Raw genomic sequence first — 24,643 nt, forward strand, 5'->3', positions numbered from 1 at the left:
CAGGAGTGGTTTTCAAGCGCCGAGATCGCCGCTCGCCTGTCCAGATCGCGTCAGAATTCGTCTATCCGCGCGGCGGCTGGACCCGCGCTTTTCACTACGTCAAACATCGCGTGCGCCGGTTGCCGGATTCGCCGGAACGCATTGCCAGGGGCATCGGGGCAGGGGTCTTTGCTGCGTTCACCCCGTTTTACGGAATGCATTTTGTCGTGGCGGCGCTGTTGGCGCGGCTGCTCAATGGCAATATCCTGGCCGCGCTCAGCGGAACCTTCTTTGGCAACCCTCTGACCTATGTGCCGATCGGTGTGATCAGCCTGCAGACCGGGCATTTTTTGCTGGGAACCGAATTTGAAAAAGGGGAAACGCATGGCCTGATGCGCAAATTCGCGCGCGCCCTGGGTGACCTGAAAGACAACTTTCTGTCCATGTTTTCCGACCGGGTGGCCGACTGGCACGGGCTGAGCATCTTTTACCACGATGTGTTCTATCCCTATATGATCGGGGGGATCATTCCAGGCATCGTTGCCGGTGTCGTTTGTTATTACCTGAGCTTGCCGGTCACGCGCACCTATCAGCAGCGCCGGCGTGCCAAGATCAAAGCGAAGTTTGAGGAAATCAAACGCCTGGCTGAATCCAAGCCTGCCGTTTCTGCGGCAAACCCAATAGGGTCTGTTGAAAGTCTTGAAAAGGAATCGCGCGATGTCTGACAACCGCCTGCGCCTGGGTGTGAATATCGACCATGTTGCCACCGTGCGCAACGCGCGGGGCGGGGCCTATCCCGACCCGCTGCGGGCCGCCGAACTGGCCCAGCAAGCCGGGGCCGACGGCATCACGGCGCATCTGCGCGAAGACCGCCGCCATATCTCGGACGCCGATATCGACGGGCTGATGGAGGTTCTGTCGGTCCCCCTGAACTTTGAGATGGCCGCAACTGACGAGATGCAGAAAATCGCCCTGCGCCACAAGCCGCACGCCGTGTGTATCGTTCCAGAAAAGCGCGAGGAACGCACAACCGAAGGCGGGCTTGAGGTCGCGCGCGAGGAAAACAAGCTGGCTCATTTCATCGCCCCCCTGCGCGACGCGGGATGCCGGGTTTCAATCTTTATCGCCGCCGATCAGAAACAGATCGAGGCGGCCCACCGCATCGGCGCCGAAGTGATCGAACTGCACACCGGCGCCTATTGTGATTTCCACGCCGAAGGCAAACCCGACGACGCCGCGCGCGAGTTGGAAGCCCTGCGCGAAATGTCCGCCTATGCACATTCGCTGGGCCTTGAGGTCCACGCGGGCCACGGCCTGACCTATGACACTGTGCAACCTGTGGCGGCCTTCCCCGAAGTGCGAGAGCTGAATATCGGTCACTTCCTGATCGGCGAGGCCATCTTTCGCGGCCTCACCCCCGCGATTGCCGAGATGCGCCGCCTGATGGACGCGGCGCGGTCATGATTACGTCGGGCTTTGTTGCGATCTGGTTTGCCTGGCTGATGGCTGGCGGTTCTCCGGGGCCTGCCACGATGGGCATTGCCGGAACCGCGATGAACGAAGGCCGCACCGCCGGTTTGGCCTTTGCGCTGGGCATTTGTGCAGGGTCCGCCGCATGGGGCATCGCCGCTGCGCTGGGGCTGTCGGCGATCATGTTGGCCAATGTCTGGGTGTTCGAGGTGATCCGTTACATCGGCGTCGCCTATCTGGGCTGGCTGGCCTTCAAGGCCCTGCGCCGCGCCCTGTCGTCAGACGAGGTTGGCTTGGGCAAACCGGTCACCGGCCCGCTGGGCACGATCTTTGCCAAAGGCGCGGCCATTCACCTGACCAACCCCAAGGCGATCCTCAGCTGGGGGTCAATCTACGCCATCGTTGCGCCCAGCGATGCCAGCCTTGCCATGCTGCTGGGCTATTTCGCGATGCTTTACGCGGGCTCGCTGATGGTCTTCATCGGCTATGCCTTCCTGTTCTCTTCTGCCCGCATGGTCAACGTCTATCGCAGCGCCCGCCGCTGGTTCGATTTCGCCTTTGCCGGGTTCTTTGGCGTTGCCAGCTACAAGATTTTCACCGTGAGACTGTCATGAAAGCCGTCACATATCGCGGCTTTGGGGCCGCCTCCGACGTTCTGAAGATTATTGACCTGCCCACACCCGACCCCGCCCCGGGCGAGGTTCTGGTCCGCATGCACGCCAGCGGGATAAACCCGTCTGACGTCAAGCTGCGCAGCGGCGCGCGTCCGGGTGCGGTGATGCAGTATCCGATGGTCATACCCCATTCGGATGGGGCCGGTGTGATCGAAGCCGTTGGCGAAGGCGTTGACACTGCGCGCATTGGCGAACGCGTCTGGATCTGGAATGGCCAGTGGCAACGCGCCTTTGGCACTGGCGCGGAATACATCGCGCTGCCCTCTGATCAGGCGGTTCGCCTGCCTGACACAACCAGCTTTGCCGAAGGTGCCTGTTTCGGCATCCCGGCGATGACCGCGTGGTACGCGCTTTTTCGTGACGGTCCGATCACCGACCAGACCGTGCTTGTCACCGGCGGCGCGGGCACGGTTGGGCGCTATGCCTGCCAGATGGCCGCGCTGGGCGGCACGCGGGTGATCACCACCGTCAGCTCTGATGAAAAAGCCGCCCATTCCGGCGCGTCCGAATGGATCAACTATCGCACGCAGGATGTGACTCAGGCCGTGATGGACCTGACCGATGGCGCGGGCGTCGACCGCATTGTCGAGGTCGATTTCGCCGCCAATCAACCCGCCGCGCTGGCGCTGATCCGTCCCGGCGGGACCATCGCCAGCTATGCCTCGGCCTCGCAAATGAAACCCGAACTGGATTTCTATGGCTTTATGTTCAAGAACATCCGCCTGCACATGCTGATCGTCTATCAGCTTGACGCCACGGCCCGCCGCCGGGGCGAGGCGCAGCTGGGCACATGGCTGGATCAGGGCGCGCTGTCCCATGCGGTGGTTCCAGCCGGGGGGCTGGACGATGCCGTCGCGGCACATGAAATGGTCGAGGCGGGGCAAAAGCTCGGCACAGTGGTGTTGGAGGTCTGAGATGATCCTTGGCATCGGCACCGACCTCGCCAATATCGACCGCATCCAGGGCACGCTTGACCGGTTCGGCGACCGGTTCCGCAAACGCGTTTTCACCGAAACCGAACAGCGCAAGGCAGAGCGCCGCGCCGATACCGCTGGCACCTATGCCAAGCGCTGGGCCGCGAAAGAGGCGTGTTCCAAGGCGCTTGGCACCGGTCTGCGCATGGGCATCGCGTGGAAAGACATGGCGGTGACCAACCTGGCGACAGGTCAACCCGTCATGCATGTCACCGGATGGGCTGCCGAGCGCCTCAGGGAAATGACCCCGGACGGGCATCAGGCCATCATCCACGTCACCCTGACCGATGACCACCCCTGGGCACAGGCCTTTGTGGTGATCGAGGCGCGTCCGTCCCACGAAGCACCCGCACAGCCTTGACTTGCCCCCATCAGCCCCGCATGTAGCACCCAGGCAAGCAAGGACCGGAGAGAGCAGCATGGCCGAGGACGCCAAAACAGGTAACGCCGTCTGGGAGACGATCAAAACCATCGTCTACGCCCTGCTGATCGCGGGCGTTTTCCGCACGTTGTTCTTTCAACCGTTCTGGATTCCGTCCGGTTCCATGAAACAAACGCTGCTGATCGGTGATTTCCTCTTCGTCAACAAGATGGCCTATGGCTATTCCTACGCCTCCTGTCCCAGCCTGATTATCCCAAGCGTCGGGCTCAATATCGACGCCGAAGATGTTTGCGGCTGGATGCAGGGCGATGACAACACGCGCTTTTTGGGTGGCGAGCCCGAGCGCGGGGACGTGATCGTCTTCCGCCACCCGGTGACGGGGCGCGACTATATCAAACGCCTGATCGGTCTGCCCGGTGACAGTGTCCAGGTGCGCCAGGGACAGGTGATCCTGAATGGCACCCCGGTGCCGCAGGAACCCGACGGCGTCTTCACCGAAATCGCTGAACCGCAAGGCCCGCAACGCCTGCGCCCGCGCTGCGAAAACGGGCCCGTCGGAATGGGCGGAACCTGCGAGAAAACGCGCCTGATCGAAACCCTGCCCAATGGCGTGTCCTATGACGTGCTGAATATCGGCAAACAGGGCTCCGACAATACCGGCGTCTATGTTGTTCCCGAAGGGCACTACTTTTTCATGGGGGATAACCGCGACAACTCTGCCGACAGCCGTTTGCCGCAATCGGCCGGGGGGGTCGGGTATGTGCCCTATGACAACCTGATCGGTCGCGCCGACCGGATCATGTTCTCATCCGCCGGTCGCTCGATGCTGTTCTTCTGGACCTGGCGCGGAGATCGGTTCTTCAAGGCGGTGAATTGAAGCTGTCTGCCGACATAAAAGCGTTCCAGCAGCGGTTGGGGTATGAATTTCAGAACCCCGAGCTACTGCTGCGCGCGTTGACCCACGGCTCGGTCTCGTCGCCCACGCGCCCCGACAACCAGCGGCTTGAATTTCTCGGCGACCGGGTGCTGGGCCTTGTGATGGCCACCGCCTTGCTTGAGGCCGACAAAAAAGCGACCGAGGGCCAGCTTGCCCCCCGATTCAATGCATTGGTGCGCAAAGAAGCCTGCGCCGATGTCGCCCGTCAGGTCGATCTGGGCGCGGTGCTGAAACTGGGCCGCTCCGAGATGCTCTCGGGCGGGCGCCGCAAACAGGCGCTGCTGGGCGACGCGATGGAGGCGGTGATCGCCGCCATCTATCGCGATGCAGGGTTCGAGGCCGCCCGCGACGTGATTCTGCGGCTTTGGGGGGATCGGGTCCATACGGTCGAGGCCGACGCCCGCGACGCCAAAACCGCTCTGCAGGAATGGGCGCAGGCCCGCGGTCAGACCCCCCCCAGCTATATCGAGGTCAAACGCACCGGCCCCGACCATGCGCCCGTCTTCACCATTGCCGCCCGCCTGCAGGACGGGACCGAGGCGCAGGCCACCGCAGGCTCCAAACGCCTGGCGGAACAGGCGGCTGCCAAGACGCTGCTGGCCTCCCTGACGCAATAGCCCGACCCAAGGCGGGATCCGCCCCTTCATCTGGCCAAAAATATCCCGGGGGTGAGGGGGCTGGCCCCCTCAGGGTCGGATTGGCGCAGCCAATTCGAACCCTCAAACGACCCGAATAAACCCGGTCAGACCGGTCTTCTGGTGCTCGATCACATGGCAATGAAACGCCCAGTCGCCAGGATTGTCTGCAACCAGCGCAATCTCGACCACTTCATCCTTGAGCAAAAGCATCGTGTCCGTCAGCAACGGCGGCAGGCTGCGCAGGTTCGATTTCAACGGCACAAAGACCAGCCCGTGCAGGTGGATGGGGTGCAGGTTCGGTGATTCATTTCTCAGGCGCAGCACATAGCTTTTGCCCATTTCCAGCGTCGCCAGGGGCCCCACCCCCTGGGCCGCATCGCCGGGCCAGGGCTTGCGGTTGATCGACCAGAAATTTTCACCCAGCGACCCGCAAAAGCCGTTATCCGGCGCACCGCCTTCCGGGGTCCAGCCAAAGACGAATTCATGCAATTCCGCATTGGCAAGGTCAGGTCGTGCCACCGGGTTCGGCGGCAGGGGCTGCAGTTCGCGCAGGTCCCGCCCCACTGACGCACCAACCGCGCGCAACCGCGCGACTGCCCGGTGCGGCTGACCGGGAAACTTTGCCATAACCTCAACAAACTTGCCTTCGTTTTCCGGTATGGCGACGGCAAAATCGACCCGTTGGCCCGGTCCCAACAGCATCGGGTCAGCGGCGCTGGGTACAGGGACATCGACTGCGACCGGATGCCCGTCCCACGCGATGACCCGCGCCGCGCCATGTTGCAAATGCAGTTTGTAGATGCGCGTCGTATCAGTGTTGACGACCCGCAACCGAACCAATCCGCCTGCGGCATGGTCATAGACCGGCTGGTTTCGCCAATTGGCCGTATGTACATTGCCAAACGTCCCCGATCGTGCCGCTCCACGCTTGGTAAAGGCGGGCAGGAACTGATCGTTCTCATCCAACCGGAAATCACGCAGATTTATCACCTGCTCGCTGTCGAAACCGGGGTCTTCGGCCTCGGCGATCACCATCACACCGGTCAGACCATGGGCCATCTGTTCCATTGTCATGCAATGCGGGTGGTACCAATAGGTGCCCGCATCTGGGGGCGTGAACGCATAGGGGAAAACCTCGCCCTGCGCCATCGGCATCTGCGTCAGATAGGGAACACCGTCCATGTCATTGGGAATGCGCAACCCGTGCCAGTGCATCGCCGTATAGTCGGGCAGGGTATTGCGAACCGGCAGGCGCATGACCTCACCCTGCTTTCCATACAAGACAGGTGGCGGCGCGCCCGGCGACAGGCTGACCATTCCGCGTGTGACCGTGTCGCGCAAGGCAAAGCTGGCCGGTTGAACGACCAGCTCGGACATGTCGGCGGCCACCCCAAACGCCCCCAGCCCAAAGGTCCCGGCTGCGGCCCCGCTGCCCAAAAGAAACTCACGACGTTTCATGTCTGCCTCATCGTTTGGTCGAAATCCCGGATGGCTTGTGCTTGGCTTAGATGTGTCCTGCCATGCCCGATGCGCGCCTGCAACGCGACAAATCCCTCTGGCCCGCCCCTGCATTCTGCTATAGGGGTGCGCACTTGCAACCAGGATCGCCAGACACATGACCACACGCGCCGGATTTATCGCCCTGATCGGAGAGCCCAACGCAGGCAAATCCACCCTTTTGAACCGCATGGTCGGGGCCAAGGTCTCGATCGTGACGCACAAGGTACAGACCACGCGCGCCCGCATTCGCGGCGTCGCGATGGAAGGCGACGCGCAACTGGTCTTTGTCGACACGCCCGGCCTGTTCAAGCCGCGCCGCCGTCTGGACCGCGCCATGGTTGCCGCCGCCTGGGGCGGGGCCGCGGATGCGGATGTGGTCGTCCTGATGGTCGAGGCCCATCGCGGCATCACCGAAGGGGTCGAACGCATCCTCGAAGGTCTCGAAGAGATCGGGCAGGGCCGCACCATCGCGCTGGCGATTAACAAGATCGACAAGGTACCGTCTGAAAAACTGCTGGCGCTGACCAGCGACCTGAACGCACGCTACCCCTTTGCCGAGACCTTCATGATCTCGGCTGAAAAAGGCCACGGGGTCGACGACCTGCGCAAATGGCTCGCCTCGAAACTGCCCGAAAGCCCATGGCTTTACCCCGAAGACCAGATTGCCGATCTGCCCCTGCGCATGATCGCCGCCGAGATGACGCGCGAGAAACTGACCCTGCGCCTGCATCAGGAATTGCCCTATCAATTGACGGTCGAGACCGAAAACTGGGAAGAACGCAAGGACGGTTCCGCCAAGATCGACCAGGTCATCTATGTCATGCGCGACGGCCACAAAGGCATCGTGCTGGGCAAACGCGGCGAAACCATCAAGGCCGTCAGCCAGGCCGCGCGGGCCGAGTTGGAAGAGTTCCTGGACCGCAAGATCCACCTGTTCCTTCAGGTCAAAGTCCGGCCCAACTGGCTGGAGGAATCCGAGCGCTATTCGGAAATGGGTCTGGATTTCAAAGACGGAAACGCATGACCCGCCTGACGGCAGATTTCTGGGTTCACGCCTATCTGGCGCGTTTGCGGTTTCAGGAAATCCCGGCCTTTGTGGTGGTCCATGGGGATGACACGGCGGGCGCGGTACTGGTCAAGCTCAACACGTTGGACGGCCATGCCACCGCGTTTCAGCGCAGCTTTGACCTGATGAGTGGGGAACGCAAATGGGTCGAACTGTCTAGCGGGCCCGAGGGCGACGTGGACGCAGCCATCCAACGCCAACGCAGCTTTGACCCAGACCTTTGGGTGATCGAGGTCGAGGACCGGCAAGGGCGGCATCTGCTGGGCGAAGAAGGGCTGGACTAGCTGCGGATCACCACAGCGGTGACAAGGCCAGCCAGATGCCGGCAAACATCGTGGCCCCACCCAGGTTTACCCAGATATGCCAGATGGCATAGCGATAGGGCAGAGCCTTGCGGGCATAGAATGCCGTTCCCACAACGTAACAGGCAGACCCGCCCAATATGCACCAGAGCGCGCCGACGGGCACCCCGGACAAATCCGGCAAGGCAAGCAGCCCAAGCGCCCCCAGTCCCAGATAGGATGCGGTTGACCACCGCGACTTGACGGTCTCATTCGTGATCTTGTTCCAAACCGCCAAGGCGGTCAGCGCCCAGCACAGACAAAGCAGGCCGAGTGTCCAGGATGTGCCGGCCAGCACCAGAAACGGGGTGAATGTCCCCGATATGCTGGGGTAGATCGCGGCATGGTCGATGCGCCGCAAGAGGACGCGCCGGTCATGCAGCGGCAGAAAGTGATAGGCCCAGGACGCCAGGTTGGATGCCAGCGCTGACATCACATAGATGACGACGGCAATCGTCAATCCCGTGTCCAGATGCCCCATGGCCCGGGCCACCAATATTCCGCCTGCGCCCAGGATCAGCAGCAACCCCAAGGCGTGAACCGCCATATCGGCCCGCCGGTACGAAAGGGGAAGGCTGGGAAAGGTCGCGTGGGTCATGACATTCTCTGTTGTTGCGGTGATCCGGGTACCGTCCTGCGAACGGCCTGTCCATATTTCCGGTACGTCAGTCATGCGCCGGGGGATTGCGTTTGCTTCTTGCCTGCCCGCGCTCTACCGTCACGGTTCGATGCAAATGGCGGGAGCAACCGGCGGACCCTGCATGGATTGGCGCGACCACGGCATATTACTGAGCAACCGCCGCCATGGTGAAACCGCGGCGATAATCGAGGTGTTCACACAGGCGCATGGTCGTCACGCAGGCGTCGTGCGCGGCGGTACAAGCCGCAAGATCGCCCCGATCCTGCAACCGGGCGCGCAGCTGGATGTTCTGTGGCGCGCCCGGCTTGAAGAACATATCGGCACATTCCAGGTCGAGCCGCTGCGATCCCGCGCCGCGGCGGCGTTTTCGGGTCGCCTGGCCTTGGCCGGTCTGAACGCGGTGGTCTCGCTTTTGTCGTTCTGTCTGCCCGAACGCGAGCCGCATCCGGGCATCTACAAACAGACCGAACAGCTGATGGATCTGCTGGGCCAGGACGAAATATGGCCGCTGGCTTATCTGCGCTGGGAACTGGCGCTGCTGGATGAGTTGGGCTTTGGTCTGGACCTGTCGGCCTGTGCGGTAACGGGCACGACCGAGGCGTTGATCTATGTCTCGCCCAAATCCGGGCGGGCGGTCAGCGCCGAAGGGGCCGGAGAATGGGCGGACAAGCTGTTGGCCCTTCCGCCATGCCTGCGCGGGCAGGGGCAGGCCCCTGACGCGGAAGTCCTGGCCGGGGTGATGACGACCGGGTATTTCCTGGAAAACAAGCTGGCCGTGTCGCTGGGCCACCGGCCATTGCCCGAGGCACGGGCCCGGTTCGTCGAACAGTTCAGTCGACGGCTTTGAAAACCATCTCGTGCCCCTCGCCGCCGCGCAGGATCAGCACGTCCCCGGACAGTTCGGATTCGGTCATCGCCAATAATGCGGCGAAATAGGTTCCTTCGGCCTCAAGCCCGGCACAGGCGGCGCGGGTGGCTGTCAGGTCCGTGATTTCGAACCACGGGTAAGGTGCATTCAACACGCCCTGGTAACTGTTACAGGGGGCATGTCCCGCGACACGGCCCGTTTCCGGGAATTGCAGGATGGCGCTGGCGCCAAAGGTCTGACCGTCGATTTCCTGCAATCGCCAGGACGTGTCAGCGGCGCCATACCCGGCCACCGATTCGTCGCGATCACACTGAAACAGGGCGATCAGGGGCAAGAACAGAACGATGCGCATCATGCAAAAGGGCCTGGTCGATTTGTGGAAACGAAACCGCTCTACCCGGCGGACTGTCGCCGGGTCAAGCGACCTGACTATTCGGATGGGCGATATCCTTCGCGGCAGTTGATTTTCAGTTGCGTTTCGACATAGTGAAGCGTCACGGCGGCAGAGTTTCCGGCCCCAATTTCGTTAGTTTATTTACGAGTGGAGATGAATTTGGCCAAAAGTGGTGACGCAAAAGGCGAGTCCGGTACACGACCCTTCGTGAAGGTCTTTGTTGTTCTGGCCTACGTGGTTTTCCTTTTCCTGCTGATCGAGGCGCTGTCCTATTACCTGGTGGTAAAGGTTTTTGACAACGCGCTGGGCAACGGTTCGGAAAGGCACCTGTATTCCTCTATTCGCGGGCATGAACTGAACCCTGAATATACGCGTGACTTTGATACGGGCGGCGAACGTATTCATTCCGATCAGGGTTTGCGCCGCGACACGCTGGTCGAAGTCCCGAAACCCGACGATGTCTATCGAATCATAATGATGGGCGGGTCCACGGCCTATGCGATCGGGTCGCAACGCGGCGTGTATCCTCCGCACCCGACCCTGACCAACCAGGAAACCGTTTCTCATTTCCTCGAACAAAGCCTGCGCGAACAGATGGGGCCAAGAATGCCGGGCACGACCATCGAGGTCATCAATGCCGGTGTCAGCGCCTATCATACGTTCCAGCATGTCCTGTATTTCTACGAAACGCTCTATGCTTACGAGCCGGACATGATCGTGTTCCTTGATGGTCACAACGATTTCTACAACATCGGGATCGATAACCCGATCCAAAGCTATGGGTATTCGTCTTTCCGGATGGTCGATGCGTTGAACCAGCGACAGCCGTTCTTTTCGACCTATGCGTTCCTGCGCTATTTCGCCGACCATTCCTATACGTTCAAGCTGCTCGCGAAGGCGACGCAGAGCATGTACAACCGATACGAGGCGCCGCCCTATAACGTGTCCGGCGATGTCACCGCGCTGGACCGGGACTTTTCGGCGGAACTGGCGGAAACGGCCCAGGTCGGGTTCCTGCGGAACTACAAGCTGATGGAAACCTTTGGCGACTACCACAATTTCTGCTTTCACGTTTTCCTGCAGCCTGAGGTCGTGTTTGAGGACCTGGCCGTCATGAGCGACCTGGATCAGGAAATTGCCGCGATCACCCGCGACAACTACAAACCCGGACATGAGGAAGTCATGAAACGGTCCCGGGCCGAGTTCCCGGCCCTGTTTGCCCAAGCCGGCATTCCGTTCACCGATATCGGTGAAATCGCCGCGCCCGAGCACAAGGACAAGGTTCTGTATGTCGACTACACGCACCTGACCCCAGAAGGATCAAAGCGCGTGGCCGAGCGGATGCTGCCGGTGGTCGAAGACCTGATCCCTGTCTGCGGCGGGCGCGTGAATTAAACCTCGGCGCCTTGACCGCAAAGAAAAAGCCCGGCCAATGCCGGGCTGAGTTGGGGAAATTTCTGTCTGTTGCCGGTCAGGCCAGCAACCGTCTTGCGATGACCTGGGCCTGAATTTCCGCAGCCCCCTCAAAGATGTTGAGGATCCGCGCATCGCACAGGACGCGGCTGATCTTGTATTCCAGCGCAAAGCCGTTGCCGCCATGGATCTGCAGTCCGTTATCGGCTGCGGCCCATGCGACACGTGCCCCAAGCAGCTTGGCCATGCCCGCCTCAAGGTCGCACCGGTGGCCATGGTCCTTTTCCCAGGCCGAGAAATAGGTCAGCTGCCGCGCGATCATGATCTCAACCGCCATCATCGCCAGCTTGCCGGACACGCGGGGAAAGTTGATCAGCGATTTGCCGAATTGCTTGCGGTCCTGCGCGTATTGCATCGCGATGTCCAAGGCGCTTTGCGCAACGCCAATCGCGCGGGCCGCGGTCTGAATACGGGCGGATTCGAAGGTTTCCATCAATTGCTTGAACCCTTTGCCCTCTTCGCCGCCAAGAAGGTTCTCGCCCTTGACGTGGAACCCATCAAAGCCAAGCTCGTATTCTTTCATACCGCGATAGCCCAGGACTTCGATCTCGCCACCGGTCATGCCGGGCGTGGGGAACGGATCGGCATCGGTGCCCGGTGTTTTTTCGGCAAGGAACATCGACAGCCCCCGGTGGTCGGTGGTCTGGGGGTCGGTTCGGGCCAAAAGGGTCATGACATGGGTGCGCGCGGCATGCGTGATCCAGGTCTTGTTGCCGGTGATCTGATAGTCGCCATTGTCATCCTTGACCGCGCGTGTTCGCAGGCTGCCAAGGTCCGAACCGGTGTTTGGCTCGGTGAAAACGGCCGTGGGCAAGATCTCGGCGCTGGCCAGTTTCGGCAGCCAGTTGGCTTTTTGTTCGTCCGTGCCGCCGGCAATGATCAGTTCAGCGGCAATTTCCGACCGCGTACCCAGAGATCCAACACCGATATACCCGCGCGACAACTCTTCGGAGACCACGCACATCGAGGCCTTGGACAAGCCAAAGCCGCCGAATTCTTCGGGGATCGTCAGGCCAAACACACCCATTTCGGCCAGTTCGTCGATGATTTCGATCGGAATCAACTCGTCCTTCAGGTGCCAGTCATGCGCGTTGGGCTCGACCTTTTCCTGCGCATAGCGGCGGAACTGGTCACGGATCATCTCAAGCTCTTCATCAAGGCCCGATGCGCCGAACATGGTTGCCCCCGACTGATCCTGCATCAGCGCGACCAACCGAGTGCGGGCCGCCTGACTGTTGGCCTGCGCCATCAGCGTCTGGACCTCGGCGCATTGGAACCCCGACAGGGCATCCCAGCCCAAACCCAGATCCTGCAGCCGGACGACTTCGCCCTGGTTCATGGGAATGCCACCGGCAATCTGGTGAAGATACTCGCCAAAAGCGATCTGCAGCAGAAGCTGTTCCATCTCGCCGAATTTTCCATCGGCCTGCAATGCCTTGGCCCAGCGCTGCATCTGTTGCAAGGACTGGGTATAGGTTGCCAGCCACGACAAGCCATGTGCCGCGGTCTGATTGGCCTCAACCAACGCGCCGGAAACCTTTCCGTCGCGGGTTACCATCGCGCGCACCGACTCTCTGGCACGTTCGAAAACCAGGTCAACGGCGGGCAGGGCCGCGCCAGTCAATGTCAGCAGGTCGGGCAAAATCGCCGGTTGGTTCATGTTCGTCACATCCTGTCCGTCATGGGCCATGAATCACGTCCTTTTCTGGGTCGTCCCGTCATATCACTTTGCACGTGCAGCGCAATAAAAATACGAAAAAGGCCCATAAAAAGTTCAATAATTGCCCGGTCATTTTTGCAGTGCAGAGAAAACTCTGGGTGATATGAAGACTGTATGAACCTGTTTCCACTCTTGTCGCCGCAGGACTTGGCAGCTGCCCTGGCAATCGCGCTGATGGCGGGATGGGTCAAGGGTATGGTTGGGTTCGCAATGCCGATGGTCCTGGTTTCGGGATTAAGCGTCATGTTGCCGCCGGAACTGGCCCTTGCGGGGCTGATCCTTCCGACATTGGTGACAAACGGGGTTCAGGCCCTGCGCGAAGGCGTTCCGGCGGCGCTGGATTCGATCCGGCGCTTTCGGGTCTTCATGGGCGTTGGCCTGGTGTTTCTGCTGGCAAGTGCGCAGTTGGTCCGGTTTGTGCCGCCGCAGGTCTTTCTGCTGATGATCGGAATTCCGGTTACATTCTTTGCCTGCGTTCAGTTGCTGGGGTTGGGGCTGACCCTTGCCCGGCAATCGCCGCGTATCGAGGCGGCCATCGGCGCGGTTGCCGGAACGGTTGGCGGAATATCCGGCGTTTGGGGGCCTCCTACAGTGGCCTACCTGACGGCTTTGGGCACGCCCAAGATCGAACAATTGCGCATTCAGGGCGTGATTTATGGGCTGGGGGCCGTTGCACTTGTGGTGGCGCATATGGGTTCGGGTATCCTGAACGCTCAGACCGTGCCGTTTTCGGCGGTTCTGATTGTCCCTGCGCTGTTGGGGATGTGGGCCGGAATGAAAATTCAAAGCCGTATCGATCAGGCCGCCTTTCGCAAGGCAACCTTGCTGGTTTTGTTGGTTGCGGGATTGAATCTGCTGCGCCGGGGCCTGATCGGGTGATGTCTCAGGCGCGGCGTTTTTCCAAGAACATGAACCCGAAATGCAGCCCCAGCATCAAAAAGAACAGCCCCGAAAGGTCGCCGATCAAATAGGCGATGTATTCCGCGGTCGCGCTGCCAAATGCAAGGTTGGTCAGCCCCGAAACCAAAAGCGATGACACAAGCCCGACACCCATGACACAGGTCCAACAGGCCCGTTTCCCGGGGGCAGGGAACAGGTCCCACCCCAGGACCTTGCAAAGGTAAAAGACGGCGGGCGCGGTTGTCACTGCAAACAGCATCGCGGCAATGCGGCTTGGAAGCAGCACATCCGACCCCGCAAGGATCGCGAAGACGATGAAAACACCGGGAAGCAATGCGAAGATGGCGCGCCATCCCAGCAGCCAGGCCGACAGAACCCGCACGCCATGCGGCAGAAACAACAGGCTGGCGCGGCTGGCATATTCCGGGAAGTACATGTTTTGCAACGGCATGACGATCTGAAACGTCAGAAGCGACGCAAGGACGTAAGCTGCCGAAGCATATACGGTTTCAGAGACCCATGCGCGCATGATGTTCAGCCGTGACCACGCCGCCTCAGGCGTTGTTCACCTGGGGCCATGGACGACATATCGACCGCGATTGGCGCTGCCGCTTTGCGAAAGATAACCCTTGTGCACCAACGACTTCAGAGCCCTGAAAAACGTCGGGCGCGATACGTTGCGCACCAGGGTATGCTCGATCAGACCAAAAGTGCGGACTTCGCTTTCATCCTGCGAAAGGTCTTCTGCGGCGTAGTAGATATCGCGTTCAACCGGCGACAATTCTTCCAGCCCGAGCGTGCGCTCCATGCTGTGAGTGAGTTTGCGCAATTCTGCGAGCTTGGAAATTTCCGTCATGTCCATACCTGCATTTATCCGTGCCAACGGCCGCCGTCAGACGTCCAGAAGCAAAGGCCCGATCCGGTTGGCGGTCGGTCTTGCCGTGTTGACACCCATCCCCTTAGTAACAGTACCAATACAAAATGGGCTGCGGGTGGCCAGTCGAGTGAAAACCGGTCAGCGGCCCAAGGTTCATTCATCGCAATCAGGTGTCAATGCACCTGGTGTTTCGACTGCGATGGCCTGAATTTTTAACGCAACCAAACCTTTCGGGCAAATTAATTGTCCGAAGGATGTGTCAATTACATTCTGTGGTTGTTTTGGCTTTCCTGAAGTCGCGTCAAAGGGGGCGTGATGCCCCCTTTGCTGGGATCGCGCAGGTTACCCGATTGCGACGGCTTTGATGTCTTCGTCGATAAACGGCACGTATTGTTCAAAGTTCTCAGCGAACATCTGCACCAGCTTTTCGGCCTGCTTGTCAAAGGCGGCCTGATCATCCCAGGTGCGGCGCGGGTCCAGCAGAACCTCGGCAACACCGGGAACCGTCACCGGGACATCGAACCCGAAATTGGCATCCTTGCGGTATTCGGCATCGGCCAGCGACCCGTCCAGCGCGGCGGTCAGCAGGGCACGGGTTGCCTTGATGGGCATCCGGCTGCCAACGCCATAGGCGCCGCCGGTCCAGCCGGTGTTGACCAGCCAGCAGGTCGCGCCGTGCTGGGCGATCTTGTCGCGCAACAGGTTGCCGTATTCTTCGGGGCGGCGCGGCATGAAAGGGGCGCCGAAACAGGTCGAGAATGTCGGCTGAGGCTCGGTCACGCCGCGCTCGGTTCCGGCGACCTTGGAGGTAAAGCCAGACAGGAAGTGATACATCGCCTGCGCCGGTGTCAGCCGCGCGATCGGAGGCAGGACCCCGAAGGCGTCACATGTCAGCATGATGATGTTCTTGGGGTGTCCGCCCAACGCGCTTTTGGATGCGTTCGAGATGTATTCCAACGGGTAGGCGCAGCGCATGTTGGCGGTCAGGCTGTCGTCCTCGAAATCCAGTTCTTTGGTTTCGGGGTCAAACACCATGTTCTCGATCACCGTGCCGAATTTGCTGGTGGTCGCATAGATCTCGGGCTCGGCCTCGGCGTTCAGGCTGATGGTCTTGGCATAGCAGCCGCCTTCGAAATTGAACGTGCCACGATCCGACCAGCCATGTTCGTCATCACCGATCAGAACCCGCGACGGATCAGCCGACAGGGTGGTTTTCCCGGTGCCGGACAGGCCAAAGAACACGGCGGTGTCCACCGGGTTGCCAGCGGCATGGTTGGCCGAACAATGCATCGGCATCACGCCCTTTTCGGGCAGCATATAGTTCAACAGGGTGAACACGGATTTCTTGTTCTCACCCGCATATTCCGTGCCGCCGATCAGGATCAGTTTGCGGTCGAAATTCAGTGCGATCACCGTTTCGCTTTGGCAATTGTGCTTTTTCGGATCGGCCTTGAAGCTGGGGCAGTTGATGACGGTGAAATCTGCAGTGAAATCGTCCAGGTCTTCGCGGTCGGGGCGGCGCAGCATGTGCCGGATGAACAGGTTGTGCCAGGCCAGTTCCGTGATCATGCGCACGTCGATCGAATAGGCGGGATCGGCCCCGCCCACGAGGTCCTGAACGAAAAAGTCGCGGCCTTTCATATGGGCCAGCATATCTTCGTACAGCGCGTCAAACCCCTCGGGGCTCATGGCGGCGTTGTTTTCCCACCAGATGCTGTCTGCAACGCTGTCGGTCTTGACGACATGCTTGTCCTTGGGCGACCGGCCCGTGAATTTGCCGGTCGAGACCAGAAAGGCACCGCCATTGCCAAGCGACCCTTCACCGCGCTTCAGCGCCTGTTCGATCAGCGCGGGTTCCATGAAGTTGTAATAGACATTGCCCAGACCCTCGATGCCCTGGTCCTCGAGGCGGAATTGCGGGTTAACCCGTCCAAATGTCATGTGTGTCTTCTCCTGTGGCGGCGCGCCGGCAATTTCACCGGCTGCGCTCTTGGGGCATTCATGCCGGAATTCCGGCGGGACAGGGGCGTCTTATCATGGTCGTTTGGGGCATGAACAGGACGGTTTGGCGCAGTTAGCGCAACCAAGATGAGGTTTAGCGCAACCAAGTATTTCCTGTCGGAAACGCAACAGAGATTTTGATCGCAGCAAGGCATTTTTGCCGCATAGATGCCGCAACAAAGGCTTGATTCGCAGATACGGATTGATTCGGCGCACTAAAACCGCCAACAATGCCTTACAAATAAGCTAATTATTGCAAGAATGAGCAGGAATAGGGGTTAGCCCGATGTCAAAGATTGCACTGGTAGATGACGACAGGAACATTCTGACGTCCGTGTCCATGACGCTTGAGGCCGAGGGTTTCGAGGTCGAAACCTACAATGACGGCCAGGCTGCGCTGGATGCGTTCAACAAGAAGCTGCCGGATATGGCCGTCCTGGATATCAAGATGCCGCGTATGGACGGCATGGACCTGCTGCAGCGGTTGCGCCAGAAAACGCAGATGCCCGTGATCTTTCTGACCTCGAAAGACGACGAAATCGACGAAGTGCTGGGTCTGCGTATGGGGGCGGACGACTATGTCAAAAAGCCGTTTTCGCAACGGTTGCTGGTCGAACGTATCCGGGCGCTGCTGCGCAGGCAGGAAGCCACGTCAGAAGATGCCGGCACCGCAAGTTCGGGCGACACCAAGGTCATGGAACGCGGCGAGCTTCGGATGGATCCGTTGCGCCATGCCGTCAGCTGGAAAGGCGCCGATGTTTCGCTGACCGTGACCGAGTTTCTGTTGCTGCAGGCCCTGGCCCAGCGCCCCGGTTTCGTCAAAAGCCGTGATCAGCTGATGGATGTGGCTTATGATGATCAGGTCTATGTTGATGACCGGACCATCGACAGCCATATCAAGCGTCTGCGCAAGAAAATGCGGGCCGCAGATCCCGAATTCTCGGCGATCGAAACCCTGTATGGCATCGGATACAGGTACAACGAAGAATAGGCGCGGCCGTTTCGAAAAGTGTAAAGGGGTCCCGTGCGCGACACCGACCAAGCCAGCGATCTACGCGACGGTGACGTCGTTCTGGGGGATGACTGGGTTATCCCTCTGGACTCTGAGTCCGCCGAACTGCGCGAGCGAAGGTCGCGGCGAAACCTCTTTTCGCTGCGTGGCTCGCCGCTGGCGCGCAAGATCATCACATTCAACCTGATCGCACTGATTATCCTTGTTGCGGGCCTGCTGTATCTGGATGACACGCGAAAAGAACGGGTGCAGCAGACGGCGCGCAACCTGATCGGTGACGCGCAACTGGTCAGCAACGTGTTCGAAGCGCAACTGCGTCAGGCGGCGGCCTCGCAGCCGCAGGATGCCGCCGACCTTGACGTCAAGGACACGTTGTCGGGGCTTAGCCTGCCAGAAGGCGGAGAGGTCTTTGTTTATGATGCGTCAGGTACGCTGATCGGCTGGACGCGGGGTGCGTCCCTGGCGGCGAATATGCCGGTTCTGGTTCGGGCGGAAACGGATGCGCCCAGCGGCGGCACGCTGATCAGCGACGCGCTGAACGCGGTTTGGACCGGGGTTTCTTCGATCTTCAGCAGCACCTCGCAGACCGAGGCCCCAACCCTTGCACAGAGGGTTCAGAACATCATCCCCAACGCGCTGGATGGCCATATGCAGGTTCAGGCGGTGGCAGATTCGGCCGGGGACACCGTGATCGTGGCCGCCGCGCCGATCATGCTTGACGGTGCCCCGGTCGGCGCCGTTGCCATGGCCGGACCCGCAGGCGAAATTGACGCGCTGGCGCGGAAGGAACAAGAACGTATCCTGCAGATGTTTGTCGTTGCCCTTTTGGTGTCCATCGGCCTGAGCCTGGTCTTGGCGTCAACAATTGCCAACCCGCTGGCGGATTTGGCCGCAGCGGCGGAAATGGGCAAAGACAGGGGCGCAGGTGTCAATCCGGGCCGCATCCGTATCCCCGACCTGAGCGCACGCCCGGACGAAATCGGCCGCCTCAGCCAGGCTTTGCGGGGCATGGTGACCGCACTGTACAACCGGATCGACGCCAATGAACAGTTCGCGGCCGATGTGGCGCATGAAATCAAGAACCCGCTGGCAAGCCTGCAATCCGCCGTGGGAACGTTGCGGATGGTCAAACGCGATGACCAGCGCGAAAAGCTGCTGGGTGTTATCGAACATGATGTTCGCCGGCTTGACCGCCTTGTCAGCGACATTTCCAACGCTTCGCGCCTGGATGCGGAACTGGTCAAAGAAGAAGAACAGCCCTTTGACCTGCTCAAGCTGCTTGGCAATATCGGGCAGTTTCTGGGCGAAGATGCCAAGAAGAACGGGATTGATTACATCACCGACCTGCCGCCCGATCCGATCGTGGTTAATGGTCTTGAAGCGCGGCTTGCGCAGGTATTCGTCAACCTGATCACCAACGCGATTTCCTTTTGCGAGGAAGGGGACGCCATTCGCGTTTGGGTGCGCCGCCGTGACAACCGCGTCCTTGCCGTCGTCGAAGATACCGGCCCCGGTATCCCGGACCAGGCCCTTACCAAAGTGTTCAAACGGTTCTACTCGCAACGGCCCGAAGAGCATTTTGGCAACAACTCGGGCCTGGGGCTTGCGATCTCCAAGCAGATCGTCGAGGCCCATGGCGGCGTGATCTGGGCCGAGAATATCCGCCCGACCGAAGCGGATGTGACATCGGACCCGCTGGGCGCCCGTTTCGTCGTCGGCCTGCCCGTCTAAGTCATGAAGCCCGTCGCGCCGCCCGACAGCACACCCGATCCTGCCGCAATTATTCACGCGTCCTGCATTTCGGCCGCAGGTAACGGCGCGCTGATAACAGGGCCGTCCGGTTCGGGAAAATCGGCGCTGGCCTTGCAGATGATGGCGCTGGGCGCAGACCTGGTCGCAGATGACCGGGTCCATCTGCGGGCCGGTTCGGATGCCGTTTCGGCGGACGCCGTCGATCCGATCCGCGGGCTGATCGAGGCGCGGGGAATAGGTCTTTTGAAGGCCAGCGCAGCAGGCCCGGTTCCGGTCCGCGTGGTCGTTGACCTGGGGCAAACAGAACCAAAACGCCTGCCGGACTTGCACAGTATTGAACTGGTGGGGAAAACTCTTCCCTTGCTTAAGGCGCAAGGGGTGCCCAATTTGGCATCAGCCTTAATGCAGTTACTGAAAATGGGACGTGTCGATCCGCAATGGCCGTGCGCATGACAGAGCAACGCCGAATCGTACTTGTGACCGGGCCGTCCGGCGCGGGGCGGTCCACTGCGATCCATGTGCTCGAAGACCTGGGGTTCGAGGCGATCGACAATCTGCCGATGGGGTTGCTGCCGCGTTTGCTGGATGGCCCGGAACCCGCGCGGCCGATGGCGCTTGGGATCGACACCCGCAACCGCGAGTTTTCGACCGGCGGATTCATCGACCTGGTGGCACGGTTGAACCGCATTGAAAATGTCGACCTGGCGACGCTCTATCTGGATTGCAGCGACGACGTCCTGCTGCGCAGATTCTCGGAAACCCGCCGGCGGCACCCGGTGGCGACCGAATCCAGCCCTGAAATCGGTATCCGGCAGGAAAAGGAACTGCTGCATCCGATCCGCGAGATCGCCGATACACTGATCGACACCAGCCCGCTGAACGTGCACCAACTGCGCGAAGAGGTCGAACGGTGGTTCGCACCGCGGGAAGGGCGCCACCTGGCTGTCTCGATCGAATCCTTTTCCTACAAGCGCGGCCTGCCAAGCGGGCTGGACATGGTGTTTGACTGCCGGTTTCTTGCCAACCCCTATTGGCGGGCCGAACTGCGGTCGGCCGATGGGCGCAACCCGGACGTTGCAGCCTATGTCCGGTCGGATCAGAACTATGACGCGTTTTTCGATCGTGTCCTGGACCTGATCCGGGTGCTTCTTCCGGCGTTTCGGGCCGAAGGAAAGGCGCATCTTTCGGTGGCCTTTGGATGCACCGGCGGGCAACACCGTTCGGTCGCTCTGGCCGAAGCTATCGCAAAGGCCCTTGCAGAAGGGGGGCAGCAGGTGGCAATTAGGCATCGCGAGATGGAACGACGATCATTGAATGTGAGGCCGGATTGATCGGGATAGTAATCGTTGCACATGGAGGTTTGGCCCAGGAATACCTGGCAGCCACCCAACATGTTGTCGGGCAACAGCCCGGACTGATCGCGATTGCCATTGATGCCGATCACGACCGCGACAAGAAAGAGGCCGAAATCTGCCGCGCGGCGGACAAGGTCGATGTCGGCGATGGCGTGGTTGTCGTCACCGACCTGTTTGGTGGCAGCCCCTCGAATCTCAGCCTGCGCGCCTGCGCCCCGCAGGACCGCCGCATCCTTTACGGAGCCAACCTGCCAATGCTGATCAAATTGGCCAAAAGCCGCCACTTGCCCGTGGCGGATGCCGTTCGCCACGCGATGGAGGCCGGACGCAAATATATCAATGCGCAAAACGTGACGCTGGATTGAAATCGGATTGATTGAAATGGCCAATAAAAGTTTGAAAATCGTGAATGAAAAAGGCCTGCACGCCCGCGCCTCGGCAAAGCTTGTCGAAGTCGTCGAAGGGTTTGACGCAACGGCAGAGGTGTCAAAGGGCGGCCTTTCAGCCTCGGGCGACAGTATCATGGGGCTTTTGATGTTGGCAGCGTCGCGCGGAACGACTATTGACGTCGAGACGTCCGGACCGGATGCTGAGGCGTTGGCGGAGGCATTGGAAACCCTGGTGAACGACAAGTTTGGGGAAGGGTTCTGACAGCCCGCTGCGACACGAAGAACGGGAAGACCAGGAATTGGCGGAAACCACGCACGAGACCAAAACGAACCCGGCGGCGGATGGGGCCCGGGACCGGGGCGAAGTCTACGACCGTAGAACCCTGACATATGCCAACTCGTTCGATGATGCCTGGACGTCCACGGCGATCCGCGCCATCGAATGGTGCACGGGTAAACTGACGATCCTGCGGATGGTCAACAAATTCGAAAAAAAGAACGAATACTACCGGGGTCAGAAATTCTGGGGCGGCGCGCTTCAGGTGATGGGGATCGATCTGACGACCCCCCAGGACCAGATCGACAATATCCCAAGCGAAGGTCCCGTTGTCGTTGTTGCCAACCACCCTCACGGTATGGTCGACGGCATGATCCTGGCCGAACTGATCGGCAAAGTTCGCAACGACTACCGAATCCTCACGCGCTCGGTCCTGACCGGTCTGGACGAGGCTGCGACCTCCTTCATGATCCCTGTGCCGTTTCCGCATGATCCAGAAGCGCAGTCCAAAATGCTCGAAATGCGCGGCAAGGCGATGGACCACCTGAAAAACGGCGGCGTCGTGGCCCTGTTTCCATCCGGCGTCGTGATGTCTTCGGATGACTGGTTCGGACCTGCCCAGGAACGCGAATGGAACGTGTTCACCGCCAAGATGATCCGTCGCTCGGGGGCCAGGGTCGTGCCGATCTTCTTTCCCGGCAGCAATTCGCGGTGGTACCAGATCGCCAACCGCCTGTCGCCGATCTTGCGGCAGGGTTTGCTGCTGCACGAAATCGTTCGGTCCTGCAACCGCCCGCAATCGCCCGTCATTGGTCAGCCGATCACGGACAGCGACATGGAATTGCTCGAAAAAGATCCGCGCGGCTTCATGACATGGCTCAGAAATCACACGCTGTCGCTGGGCCGGTCGACAAAGCCCTGATCCGCCCCTTCATCTGGCCAAAAATATCCCGGGGGTGAGCCCGGACAGATGTCCGGGCGAGGGGGCTGGCCCCCTGTCCCTGCCTAACGTGTCGGTACCGGGGCTTCGCCGCGATAGTCGTAAAACCCGCGCTCTGTCTTGCGGCCCAACCATCCGGCCTCGACATATTTGGTCAGCAACGGGCAGGGGCGGTACTTGGTGTCGGCCAGGCCGTCATGCAAGACATTCATGATGGCCAGGCAGGTATCCAGCCCGATGAAATCCGCAAGCTCCAGCGGCCCCATCGGATGATTTGCACCCAGCTTCATCGACTCGTCGATGGATTTCACATTTCCGACGCCCTCATAAAGCGTATAAACCGCTTCGTTGATCATCGGCATCAGAATGCGGTTCACGATGAAAGCGGGGAAATCTTCCGCGCTGGCAGAGGTTTTGCCAAGCCGGTCGACCACGGCTTTGCACGCCGCAAAGGTTTCCTCGTCGGTCGCGATCCCGCGGATAAGTTCCACCAATTGCATCACCGGCACCGGGTTCATGAAATGAAACCCCATGAACCGTTCCGGCCTGTCCGTCCGGCTGGCCAGGCGGGTGATGGAAATTGACGATGTGTTCGATGTCAGGATCGTATGCGGCTGCAGATGCGGTTGCAGGTCTTCGAAAATGGCCTGTTTGACCGCTTCGCGTTCTGTTGCCGCTTCGATCACCAGATCTGTCTGACCCAGCTCCGGCAAGTTCAACGTGGTCTTGATCCGACCCAGCGCCGCGCGCACCGCATCGTCCGTGATCTTGCCACGCGATGCTTGCCGCGCCAGATTGCCTTTGATTGTCTCGACCGCATTGTTCAGCGCCACCTGGTCGATGTCGTTGAGCAGAACGTCATAGTCTGCCAAGGCCAGAACATGGGCAATGCCATTTCCCATTTGCCCGGCGCCAATCACTCCGACCGATTTTACGTCCATTTTCAGGTGCCTTCTGCATGACAGGTTACCGCGACCTTATCGGCTCAGCGGGGCGGGCGGCAAGGGGCGCAGTCTGCAAGAATTCGCTTCAAATGCGCGCATTAAGAATTTCTCAAATCCTTGGGGCCACATTAGATGCCGGGTGAAATTTGGGTGAGTGATATGAGCTATCATCAAACCGGTCCTGACTGGGCCGCCGATGCCGCGTGCCAATATGGCACATCCGGTTTGTGGTTTCGCGGGCCGGCACGGTCAACGGACAAACCGTTCATCGCCTGTGTGGGGGCAGATGAAACATTCGGGCGGTTCGTCCCGGACCCGTATGTGTCTCTTCTCGAACGGCGGTTGGGGCGGCGCTGCATCAACCTGGGCAGCCTGTTCACCGGGGCCGAAGCGCTGTCGCAGGACGAAAGCCTGCGCGAGATCGTGAACAAGGCGGATCTCTGCATATTGCAGCCGCCCTGCGTTCTGGGGCAATCGAACTGCTATTACCGGGTCCATCCCAGGCGCAATGACCGGTTTCTCGGGCCTACGCCGAACCTTGTTGCTCTTTACCCCGAGGTGGATTTTACCGAGGTGCATTTCGTGCGGCATCTCGTGACGCTTTTGCAGTCCTGCTCTGATGCTCGTTTCGAGCTTGTGGCGCATGAGTTGCGCGAGGCTTGGCTGGGGGCCATGAAAGACTTTGCCGCGGGCATCGAAACGCCGGTTATCCTGTTGTTGCTGCGGACCCCGGACCCAAGGGCCAACCCTGTTGACGCAAATATCGCGCGCGACCCGATTCCTGTGACCGAAGCCATGTTCAAGCGGCTGGGCCAGGTATGTGCAGGCAGCCTGTCACTTACGGTCCGTCCTTCGGCGGACTCTGATCATCTCGAGGATGTCTTGTTTGGCACGCTGCAACAGCCGATAGCAGAACATGTGCTTGGCCCCGCAACGCATCGGCAGGTTGCGGATGCGCTTTATGGGGTGGTCTTGGAGTTGTCGTGAGGGCTGCAAAGAAAAAGGCCCGCCGGTGGGGCGGGCCAGTTTCGTTTTCGCATTTGCGCCGTGCAGGCAGGCGTCAGCCCAGCTTGTCGGTCAGCTCCGGCACGGCCTGGAACAGGTCGGCGACCAGTCCGAAATCGGCAACCTGGAAGATCG

At 60.3% G+C, this 24,643-nt stretch carries 28 protein-coding genes and 1 pseudogene; 20 read left to right on the top strand and 9 right to left on the bottom strand.

Annotation, left to right across the window (positions count from 1 at the left end; all coding sequences use genetic code 11):
• The first annotated feature begins 5 nt into the window (after window positions 1-5).
• From ACXAG8_RS14620 to rnc, 7 genes are read left to right on the top strand one after another with little or no spacing between them, the layout of a single operon-like run.
• On the top strand, window positions 6-704 hold the full coding sequence (locus ACXAG8_RS14620; RefSeq protein WP_475227323.1) for a DUF2062 domain-containing protein: 699 nt from the start codon (window positions 6-8) through the stop codon (window positions 702-704).
• Entirely contained in the window at window positions 697-1,443 is a 747-nt protein-coding gene (locus tag ACXAG8_RS14625) for a pyridoxine 5'-phosphate synthase (RefSeq protein ID WP_475227327.1), read from the top strand. Before ACXAG8_RS14620 ends, ACXAG8_RS14625 begins: the two co-directional genes overlap by 8 nt.
• Window positions 1,440-2,063: a LysE family translocator gene (locus ACXAG8_RS14630; protein ID WP_475227334.1), complete on the top strand. Its 624-nt coding sequence runs from the start codon at window positions 1,440-1,442 to the stop codon at window positions 2,061-2,063. Before ACXAG8_RS14625 ends, ACXAG8_RS14630 begins: the two co-directional genes overlap by 4 nt.
• Window positions 2,060-3,037 carry an NADPH:quinone reductase gene (locus ACXAG8_RS14635; protein WP_475227342.1) on the top strand — a complete coding sequence of 326 codons (978 nt, stop codon included), beginning with the start codon at window positions 2,060-2,062 and terminating at the stop codon, window positions 3,035-3,037. Before ACXAG8_RS14630 ends, ACXAG8_RS14635 begins: the two co-directional genes overlap by 4 nt.
• Window position 3,038: 1 nt before the next feature.
• On the top strand, window positions 3,039-3,458 hold the full coding sequence (gene acpS, locus ACXAG8_RS14640) for a holo-ACP synthase (RefSeq protein ID WP_475227350.1): 420 nt from the start codon (window positions 3,039-3,041) through the stop codon (window positions 3,456-3,458).
• Between the two features lie 58 nt (window positions 3,459-3,516).
• Entirely contained in the window at window positions 3,517-4,356 is an 840-nt protein-coding gene (gene lepB, locus ACXAG8_RS14645) for a signal peptidase I (RefSeq protein WP_475227357.1), read from the top strand.
• Window positions 4,353-5,033: a ribonuclease III gene (gene rnc / locus ACXAG8_RS14650; protein WP_475227363.1), complete on the top strand. Its 681-nt coding sequence runs from the start codon at window positions 4,353-4,355 to the stop codon at window positions 5,031-5,033. Before lepB ends, rnc begins: the two co-directional genes overlap by 4 nt.
• Before the next feature lie 102 nt (window positions 5,034-5,135).
• Here rnc and ACXAG8_RS14655 read toward each other — a convergent pair whose 3' ends face one another.
• Window positions 5,136-6,512 carry a multicopper oxidase family protein gene (locus ACXAG8_RS14655; RefSeq protein WP_475227366.1) on the bottom strand — a complete coding sequence of 459 codons (1,377 nt, stop codon included), beginning with the start codon at window positions 6,510-6,512 and terminating at the stop codon, window positions 5,136-5,138.
• Between the two features lie 157 nt (window positions 6,513-6,669).
• Here ACXAG8_RS14655 and era point away from each other — a divergent pair, with 157 nt between their 5' ends.
• On the top strand, window positions 6,670-7,578 hold the full coding sequence (gene era, locus ACXAG8_RS14660) for a GTPase Era (protein ID WP_475227369.1): 909 nt from the start codon (window positions 6,670-6,672) through the stop codon (window positions 7,576-7,578).
• Window positions 7,575-7,904, top strand: coding sequence for a DUF1491 family protein (locus ACXAG8_RS14665; protein WP_475227372.1), 330 nt, complete (start codon window positions 7,575-7,577; stop codon window positions 7,902-7,904). Before era ends, ACXAG8_RS14665 begins: the two co-directional genes overlap by 4 nt.
• Window positions 7,905-7,911: 7 nt before the next feature.
• On the opposite strand, the gene trhA is transcribed toward ACXAG8_RS14665, so the two are convergent.
• Entirely contained in the window at window positions 7,912-8,559 is a 648-nt protein-coding gene (trhA, locus tag ACXAG8_RS14670; protein ID WP_475227462.1) for a PAQR family membrane homeostasis protein TrhA, read from the bottom strand.
• 163 nt (window positions 8,560-8,722) lie between these two features.
• On the opposite strand from trhA, the gene recO reads away from it, so the two are divergent.
• Window positions 8,723-9,448: a DNA repair protein RecO gene (gene recO / locus ACXAG8_RS14675; RefSeq protein WP_475227375.1), complete on the top strand. Its 726-nt coding sequence runs from the start codon at window positions 8,723-8,725 to the stop codon at window positions 9,446-9,448.
• Here the strand turns inward: recO and ACXAG8_RS14680 are convergent.
• Window positions 9,432-9,824 carry an META domain-containing protein gene (locus ACXAG8_RS14680; RefSeq protein WP_475227380.1) on the bottom strand — a complete coding sequence of 131 codons (393 nt, stop codon included), beginning with the start codon at window positions 9,822-9,824 and terminating at the stop codon, window positions 9,432-9,434. The genes recO and ACXAG8_RS14680 overlap by 17 nt on opposite strands.
• A 246-nt stretch (window positions 9,825-10,070) precedes the next feature.
• On the opposite strand from ACXAG8_RS14680, the gene ACXAG8_RS14685 reads away from it, so the two are divergent.
• Window positions 10,071-11,258 carry a hypothetical protein gene (locus tag ACXAG8_RS14685; RefSeq protein ID WP_475227386.1) on the top strand — a complete coding sequence of 396 codons (1,188 nt, stop codon included), beginning with the start codon at window positions 10,071-10,073 and terminating at the stop codon, window positions 11,256-11,258.
• Between the two features lie 76 nt (window positions 11,259-11,334).
• Here the strand turns inward: ACXAG8_RS14685 and ACXAG8_RS14690 are convergent, their stop codons facing one another.
• Entirely contained in the window at window positions 11,335-13,026 is a 1,692-nt protein-coding gene (locus tag ACXAG8_RS14690) for an acyl-CoA dehydrogenase family protein (protein ID WP_475227391.1), read from the bottom strand.
• Between the two features lie 144 nt (window positions 13,027-13,170).
• Between ACXAG8_RS14690 and ACXAG8_RS14695 the strand changes: the two genes are divergently transcribed.
• Entirely contained in the window at window positions 13,171-13,935 is a 765-nt protein-coding gene (locus tag ACXAG8_RS14695) for a sulfite exporter TauE/SafE family protein (RefSeq protein WP_475227398.1), read from the top strand.
• 4 nt (window positions 13,936-13,939) lie between these two features.
• On the opposite strand, the gene ACXAG8_RS14700 is transcribed toward ACXAG8_RS14695, so the two are convergent.
• The 3 genes from ACXAG8_RS14700 to ACXAG8_RS14710 form a co-directional block, all read right to left on the bottom strand.
• Window positions 13,940-14,485 (bottom strand): hypothetical protein, encoded by a 546-nt coding sequence (locus ACXAG8_RS14700; protein ID WP_475227406.1) that lies wholly within the window; start codon window positions 14,483-14,485, stop codon window positions 13,940-13,942.
• Window positions 14,486-14,521: 36 nt separating this feature from the next.
• Window positions 14,522-14,818: a hypothetical protein gene (locus tag ACXAG8_RS14705; RefSeq protein WP_475227412.1), complete on the bottom strand. Its 297-nt coding sequence runs from the start codon at window positions 14,816-14,818 to the stop codon at window positions 14,522-14,524.
• Between the two features lie 357 nt (window positions 14,819-15,175).
• On the bottom strand, window positions 15,176-16,774 hold the full coding sequence (locus ACXAG8_RS14710) for a phosphoenolpyruvate carboxykinase (RefSeq protein ID WP_475227419.1): 1,599 nt from the start codon (window positions 16,772-16,774) through the stop codon (window positions 15,176-15,178).
• A gap of 346 nt (window positions 16,775-17,120) precedes the next feature.
• On the opposite strand from ACXAG8_RS14710, the gene ACXAG8_RS14715 reads away from it, so the two are divergent.
• Genes ACXAG8_RS14715 through ACXAG8_RS14745 form a run of 7 tightly spaced genes read left to right on the top strand, consistent with a single transcriptional unit; the run spans window position 17,121 to window position 22,541 of the window.
• Window positions 17,121-17,825 carry a response regulator transcription factor gene (locus ACXAG8_RS14715; protein ID WP_475227423.1) on the top strand — a complete coding sequence of 235 codons (705 nt, stop codon included), beginning with the start codon at window positions 17,121-17,123 and terminating at the stop codon, window positions 17,823-17,825.
• A gap of 33 nt (window positions 17,826-17,858) precedes the next feature.
• Window positions 17,859-19,577: an ATP-binding protein gene (locus ACXAG8_RS14720; protein ID WP_475227426.1), complete on the top strand. Its 1,719-nt coding sequence runs from the start codon at window positions 17,859-17,861 to the stop codon at window positions 19,575-19,577.
• A 3-nt stretch (window positions 19,578-19,580) separates the two neighbouring features.
• Window positions 19,581-20,051: an HPr kinase/phosphorylase gene (locus tag ACXAG8_RS14725; RefSeq protein WP_475227430.1), complete on the top strand. Its 471-nt coding sequence runs from the start codon at window positions 19,581-19,583 to the stop codon at window positions 20,049-20,051.
• Window positions 20,048-20,929, top strand: coding sequence for an RNase adapter RapZ (gene rapZ, locus ACXAG8_RS14730; protein ID WP_475227434.1), 882 nt, complete (start codon window positions 20,048-20,050; stop codon window positions 20,927-20,929). Before ACXAG8_RS14725 ends, rapZ begins: the two co-directional genes overlap by 4 nt.
• The gene (locus ACXAG8_RS14735) at window positions 20,926-21,318 is read left to right on the top strand and encodes a PTS sugar transporter subunit IIA (protein ID WP_475227437.1); all 393 of its coding nucleotides are present in this window, start codon (window positions 20,926-20,928) and stop codon (window positions 21,316-21,318) included. The genes rapZ and ACXAG8_RS14735 overlap by 4 nt, the downstream gene beginning before the upstream one ends.
• A gap of 16 nt (window positions 21,319-21,334) precedes the next feature.
• Window positions 21,335-21,604, top strand: coding sequence for an HPr family phosphocarrier protein (locus ACXAG8_RS14740; protein ID WP_475227441.1), 270 nt, complete (start codon window positions 21,335-21,337; stop codon window positions 21,602-21,604).
• Window positions 21,605-21,641: 37 nt separating this feature from the next.
• Window positions 21,642-22,541, top strand: coding sequence for a lysophospholipid acyltransferase family protein (locus tag ACXAG8_RS14745; RefSeq protein WP_475227466.1), 900 nt, complete (start codon window positions 21,642-21,644; stop codon window positions 22,539-22,541).
• Between the two features lie 83 nt (window positions 22,542-22,624).
• On the opposite strand, the gene ACXAG8_RS14750 is transcribed toward ACXAG8_RS14745, so the two are convergent.
• Window positions 22,625-23,500 carry a 3-hydroxybutyryl-CoA dehydrogenase gene (locus ACXAG8_RS14750; RefSeq protein WP_475227447.1) on the bottom strand — a complete coding sequence of 292 codons (876 nt, stop codon included), beginning with the start codon at window positions 23,498-23,500 and terminating at the stop codon, window positions 22,625-22,627.
• 162 nt (window positions 23,501-23,662) lie between these two features.
• Between ACXAG8_RS14750 and ACXAG8_RS14755 the strand changes: the two genes are divergently transcribed.
• Window positions 23,663-24,490, top strand: a complete 828-nt coding sequence (locus tag ACXAG8_RS14755; RefSeq protein ID WP_475227450.1) for a DUF6473 family protein — start codon at window positions 23,663-23,665, stop codon at window positions 24,488-24,490.
• Between the two features lie 73 nt (window positions 24,491-24,563).
• Here the strand turns inward: ACXAG8_RS14755 and ACXAG8_RS14760 are convergent.
• Window positions 24,564-24,643: pseudogene (locus ACXAG8_RS14760) on the bottom strand (electron transfer flavoprotein subunit alpha); the annotation flags it as partial.

The organism is Ruegeria sp. ABD4_443 (assembly GCF_056160865.1).

Excerpts from the sequence above, each read along its gene's own strand:
- ACXAG8_RS14625 (WP_475227327.1), top strand. The coding sequence starts at position 697 with ATGTCTGACAACCGCCTGCGCCTGGGTGTGAATATCGACCATGTTGCC.
- ACXAG8_RS14630 (WP_475227334.1), top strand. The coding sequence starts at position 1,440 with ATGATTACGTCGGGCTTTGTTGCGATCTGGTTTGCCTGGCTGATGGCT.
- ACXAG8_RS14635 (WP_475227342.1), top strand. The coding sequence starts at position 2,060 with ATGAAAGCCGTCACATATCGCGGCTTTGGGGCCGCCTCCGACGTTCTG.
- acpS (WP_475227350.1), top strand. The coding sequence starts at position 3,039 with ATGATCCTTGGCATCGGCACCGACCTCGCCAATATCGACCGCATCCAG.
- lepB (WP_475227357.1), top strand. The coding sequence starts at position 3,517 with ATGGCCGAGGACGCCAAAACAGGTAACGCCGTCTGGGAGACGATCAAA.
- ACXAG8_RS14655 (WP_475227366.1), bottom strand. The coding sequence starts at position 6,512 with ATGAAACGTCGTGAGTTTCTTTTGGGCAGCGGGGCCGCAGCCGGGACC.
- era (WP_475227369.1), top strand. The coding sequence starts at position 6,670 with ATGACCACACGCGCCGGATTTATCGCCCTGATCGGAGAGCCCAACGCA.
- ACXAG8_RS14665 (WP_475227372.1), top strand. The coding sequence starts at position 7,575 with ATGACCCGCCTGACGGCAGATTTCTGGGTTCACGCCTATCTGGCGCGT.
- trhA (WP_475227462.1), bottom strand. The coding sequence starts at position 8,559 with ATGACCCACGCGACCTTTCCCAGCCTTCCCCTTTCGTACCGGCGGGCC.
- recO (WP_475227375.1), top strand. The coding sequence starts at position 8,723 with ATGGATTGGCGCGACCACGGCATATTACTGAGCAACCGCCGCCATGGT.
- ACXAG8_RS14680 (WP_475227380.1), bottom strand. The coding sequence starts at position 9,824 with ATGATGCGCATCGTTCTGTTCTTGCCCCTGATCGCCCTGTTTCAGTGT.
- ACXAG8_RS14690 (WP_475227391.1), bottom strand. The coding sequence starts at position 13,026 with ATGGCCCATGACGGACAGGATGTGACGAACATGAACCAACCGGCGATT.
- ACXAG8_RS14695 (WP_475227398.1), top strand. The coding sequence starts at position 13,171 with ATGAACCTGTTTCCACTCTTGTCGCCGCAGGACTTGGCAGCTGCCCTG.
- ACXAG8_RS14700 (WP_475227406.1), bottom strand. The coding sequence starts at position 14,485 with ATGCGCGCATGGGTCTCTGAAACCGTATATGCTTCGGCAGCTTACGTC.
- ACXAG8_RS14705 (WP_475227412.1), bottom strand. The coding sequence starts at position 14,818 with ATGGACATGACGGAAATTTCCAAGCTCGCAGAATTGCGCAAACTCACT.
- ACXAG8_RS14710 (WP_475227419.1), bottom strand. The coding sequence starts at position 16,774 with ATGACATTTGGACGGGTTAACCCGCAATTCCGCCTCGAGGACCAGGGC.
- ACXAG8_RS14715 (WP_475227423.1), top strand. The coding sequence starts at position 17,121 with ATGTCAAAGATTGCACTGGTAGATGACGACAGGAACATTCTGACGTCC.
- ACXAG8_RS14725 (WP_475227430.1), top strand. The coding sequence starts at position 19,581 with ATGAAGCCCGTCGCGCCGCCCGACAGCACACCCGATCCTGCCGCAATT.
- rapZ (WP_475227434.1), top strand. The coding sequence starts at position 20,048 with ATGACAGAGCAACGCCGAATCGTACTTGTGACCGGGCCGTCCGGCGCG.
- ACXAG8_RS14740 (WP_475227441.1), top strand. The coding sequence starts at position 21,335 with ATGGCCAATAAAAGTTTGAAAATCGTGAATGAAAAAGGCCTGCACGCC.
- ACXAG8_RS14750 (WP_475227447.1), bottom strand. The coding sequence starts at position 23,500 with ATGGACGTAAAATCGGTCGGAGTGATTGGCGCCGGGCAAATGGGAAAT.
- ACXAG8_RS14755 (WP_475227450.1), top strand. The coding sequence starts at position 23,663 with ATGAGCTATCATCAAACCGGTCCTGACTGGGCCGCCGATGCCGCGTGC.